This window comes from Shigella sp. FJ200513, assembly GCF_040495915.1.
Classification (GTDB): domain Bacteria; phylum Pseudomonadota; class Gammaproteobacteria; order Enterobacterales; family Enterobacteriaceae; genus ECMA0423.
Genome location: NZ_JBDYCV010000189.1, coordinates 1 through 3480 on the forward strand (window position 1 = coordinate 1; position 3480 = coordinate 3480).

At 49.3% G+C, this 3480-nt stretch carries 8 protein-coding genes and 1 pseudogene; all 9 read left to right on the top strand.

Annotation, left to right across the window (positions count from 1 at the left end; all coding sequences use genetic code 11):
* A partial coding sequence (locus ABZJ92_RS21040) for a hypothetical protein (protein WP_032326692.1) occupies positions 1–266 on the top strand: 266 nt, incomplete at its 5' end.
* Between the two features lie 80 nt (positions 267–346).
* On the top strand, positions 347–535 hold the full coding sequence (locus ABZJ92_RS21045; protein ID WP_001028876.1) for a hypothetical protein: 189 nt from the start codon (positions 347–349) through the stop codon (positions 533–535).
* Positions 532–1359, top strand: a complete 828-nt coding sequence (locus ABZJ92_RS21050; RefSeq protein WP_000755956.1) for an SPFH domain-containing protein — start codon at positions 532–534, stop codon at positions 1357–1359. Before ABZJ92_RS21045 ends, ABZJ92_RS21050 begins: the two co-directional genes overlap by 4 nt.
* Positions 1360–1402: 43 nt before the next feature.
* A complete protein-coding gene (locus ABZJ92_RS21055) occupies positions 1403–2152 on the top strand; it encodes an ORF6N domain-containing protein (RefSeq protein ID WP_001099210.1) in 750 nt (249 codons plus the stop codon).
* A complete protein-coding gene (locus ABZJ92_RS21060; RefSeq protein WP_000586688.1) occupies positions 2149–2718 on the top strand; it encodes a beta clamp domain-containing protein in 570 nt (189 codons plus the stop codon). The genes ABZJ92_RS21055 and ABZJ92_RS21060 overlap by 4 nt, the downstream gene beginning before the upstream one ends.
* Positions 2715–2837, top strand: coding sequence for a hypothetical protein (locus ABZJ92_RS21065; RefSeq protein ID WP_255625547.1), 123 nt, complete (start codon positions 2715–2717; stop codon positions 2835–2837). Before ABZJ92_RS21060 ends, ABZJ92_RS21065 begins: the two co-directional genes overlap by 4 nt.
* Before the next feature lie 4 nt (positions 2838–2841).
* Positions 2842–3084: a DUF4222 domain-containing protein gene (locus tag ABZJ92_RS21070; RefSeq protein WP_000457719.1), complete on the top strand. Its 243-nt coding sequence runs from the start codon at positions 2842–2844 to the stop codon at positions 3082–3084.
* Positions 3085–3087: 3 nt separating this feature from the next.
* The gene (locus ABZJ92_RS21075) at positions 3088–3234 is read left to right on the top strand and encodes a hypothetical protein (RefSeq protein WP_001030133.1); all 147 of its coding nucleotides are present in this window, start codon (positions 3088–3090) and stop codon (positions 3232–3234) included.
* Between the two features lie 8 nt (positions 3235–3242).
* Positions 3243–3407: pseudogene (xisR, locus tag ABZJ92_RS21080) on the top strand (excisionase family protein); the annotation flags it as partial.
* Between the last annotated feature and the right edge of the window lie 73 nt (positions 3408–3480).

Below are 3480 nucleotides of genomic sequence, written 5' to 3' on the forward strand. Positions count from 1 at the left end.
CTTCAGGGAAAAATATCATCAGATGGCTGCTTAAAAAAGAACAAATGGTAGTGTCCGCTATTGCCAGTACACCTCACAACGCCATCCTGACAAGCGTTTTATCTTCAACGGGAATGAGATATGGAAACGTGGAGAATCAACCACAGAGTATACCCGCGCACACCAGCGAACAATCAGACGACTGCGCAGACTCATCGCCAGGAAACAGTATACAGAAAAATGGTTCAGAAAATATGACACATGGAGCGCCGGATATTACGAACTGATGGCAACAAAACCATTCTGACGTAAACGAAATTAACCATGACGCAATTAAATAAGGCAAGCCGAATACATCAGGAGGACCATGAACATTTATTTCAGAATAGTTATATCACTGGCAATTATCGCATGTATTTACGGATTAATCGTTCCGGCCCTCATATCAATGAAGGATACGGTAGCAGTGATTTCTGGCTTTGCTCTGGCGTGTCTGACCCCGCCCTGCATTTATGCCATTTATAAGGGTCTTTCTTTTTCTAAGGATAAAAGATGAAAAAAGTTATTCCTGCTTTAGCCCTTGTTCTGCTGACCACCGGACTTGTCGGTTGCGATCGCGTTGAGCCTGGTAATGTTGGCATCAAGGTAAACAAACTGGGCGACGATAAAGGCGTCGGAGAAGTGGTCGGTGTTGGGCGCTACTGGACGGGATGGAACACTGAGGTTTACATCTTCCCGACCTTCAAACAAATGAAGACCTACGATGAGCCATTCAGCTTCCAGATGAGTGACGGTACAACCATCGGCTATCACATCGGCGTGGCCTACAAAGTTGATCCATCCAAAGTTACCACAGTCTTTCAGACCTACCGCAAAGGCGTGGACGACATTACCGACACCGACCTGCGCCAGAAGATAGCCGACGCACTCAACCGACTGGCCAGCAAAATGACCACCGACAAATTTATCGACGGCGGCAAGTCTGAGCTGCTGGATGCAGCTCTTAAAGACATTCAGGAAGAAATGACGCCCATCGGTATTCAGGTAATGAGCCTCTCATATGTGGGTAAGCCGGAGTACCCGCCTACTGTTATCGACAGCATTAATGCCAAAGTCACGGCGAACCAGAAAACCCTGCAATGCGAGCAGGAAGTAAAACAGCGCGAAGCGGAAGCCAACATGTTGCGCGCGGAAGCTGCCGGACAGGCAGATGCGATTCGCACAAAAGCCCAGGCCGAAGCCGATGCTATTCGTTTACGCGGTGAAGCTCTGCGCCAGAACCCAAACGTTATGGAGCTGGAAGCCATCAACAAGTGGAACGGTACACTGCCGCAATACATGACCAGCGGTGCCAACACACCATTTATTCAGGTTAAGTAATACATATGCCCGGTATTACACGCCGGGCTGTCTGGAGATAAAAATGAATACTGTAACCATCAACAACAAACAGTTTCCGGTAATCGAATATCGCGGTCAGCGTGTTGTGACGCTGGCGATGATTGATGAAGTCCACCAGCGACCGGAAGGAACCGCGCGTGCAGCATTCAACCGAAACCGTGAGCATTTCATCAGCGGTGTGGATTATGCCGAATTAGGTGCGGACGTAATACGTACGGACCTCCCGGAAGGAACATTCTCTAAATTTGCACCATCGGGGATTGTACTTTTTGAATCAGGTTACCTGATGTTGACGAAGCCATTCAATGACGCCCTTGCCTGGCAGGTTCAGCGCGAACTGGTTAACAGCTACTTCCGCACTCGCACACCGCTAACGGAAATCGAGATGATCGCTGCGATAGCCGCCGACGCTGTTCGTCAACAGAAGCGCCTGAATCATGTGGAAGAACAGCTCGAAACAGTCACAGAAGCGGTGGAAACCATCAAACGCGGAAATATGCGCGCCGGATATGTCGGTTACCGCCAGGTGGTAGCCAAAAGTGGAATGAGTGACACCAAGTGTCGGAATCTGGTGAACGCATATCAAATTCCTACAGACACCCACGAATTCATGACTCCGGACGGTCTGTTGTCTCGCAGGGCTATCGTCGAGCTTGAGCCATTTATGGCGGCGTTCCACCAAATGATGTCAGAGGCTGACCCACGCGGCACACGCTGGTATCACCCGAAGATGGGGCTTTTCCAGGTGATCGGATGGGAGGATAAAGCATGATCATCCAGTCAAAACTTATTCGCGCCGCTCTGGTGTGCGCTGCTAAAAACGACGTTCGTTATTACCTGAACGGTCTTCACATCACGCCGAAACATATTGAGGCAACCAATGGTTCCGTGGCACTGCGCATGGCTCACGGCATCCGGACGAAGAAAAACATCATTGTCCAGTTCGAAGGGGGCGTCCCGGCCAAAGCCGAAACGACAGAGCTGATTTTTAGTAAAGAGCCGATCGCTGTTCATCGCGACCAGTTTCAGCGACGACTGTCCATTACCGGCATTAAACTGGTGGACGGTTGTTTTCCGGATTTGGATCGCATCATTCCGAAAAAGTTTGACCGCTGTACTCACCCGGTGCTCCAGGCGGGTTACCTGAGTTATCCAGAGAAGATGTTTGGTCGTGAGCGTAAATTTATTCCCGTCCAGTTACGTCCCTCCGGTGACGGGCAAGCGGTCAGAATTCAGTTTGATTCCATCATCAACTCAATGTATGGCAATCCTGAATTTGTTGTGATGCCTTGTCGTGATCATGGCGATTTCAACGTGGCTCAGGAGCATCCGGAATGAAAATCGAATACCAGGACGCCGCAGGAGGTGAATCAATGAGCTGGCCTGATGCAATCGTAACTCTGGGGATGGTATTCGCAGTAGCGTTTGTTGTGTACTCGATTTGTCGATGGGGATAACCACATGTTCGCTTTGATTCAACGCGGGCAGATATACACAGACAGAGCCGGATACCCAGTAGAAATTACTCGCAGTACTGAGCACTCAGTGTTCTTTCGGAGGATGGACGGACGTACCGGGCGAGTACGCATCGGTGAATTCAGTAGCCTGTTCGAGCATATTGACCACCTGGAATATCACAAGATTCTGGCTGAAACAGAACAAGAAAAGCACCTGAAGAAATTACGCGCAATGCAAAGGAAGTAAAAAATGAATAAAGCGTTTGAGCTATGGGTCCACCAGCGTTACGGCAACCACTACGACCTGACGCGAGATGTTGACGGTTTCTACTGTCGTGAAATTGTGAAACGAATGTTTGAGGTCTGGTGCCACTGCCGTGGGCTGAGTGTTGTGTGAGGTAATGCATGGGCAATGTGATTCAACTGGCTCCCAATGAATGGGTTTGTGAAAGCGTTCTAATCGCAATTACCGGGCTCAAACCAGGCACAATTCTTCGGACCCGGAAAGAATGCTGGATGGTTGGAAGAGAGTATATTCACGTATCACCAGACGGTAATCCAAAGCCTTCTGAAGTGGTCAACAAAAACTGGCCACCGAGTTAGAGTTTTTCCAGTATCGATTTTCCGATTCGTTTGGGGGTAA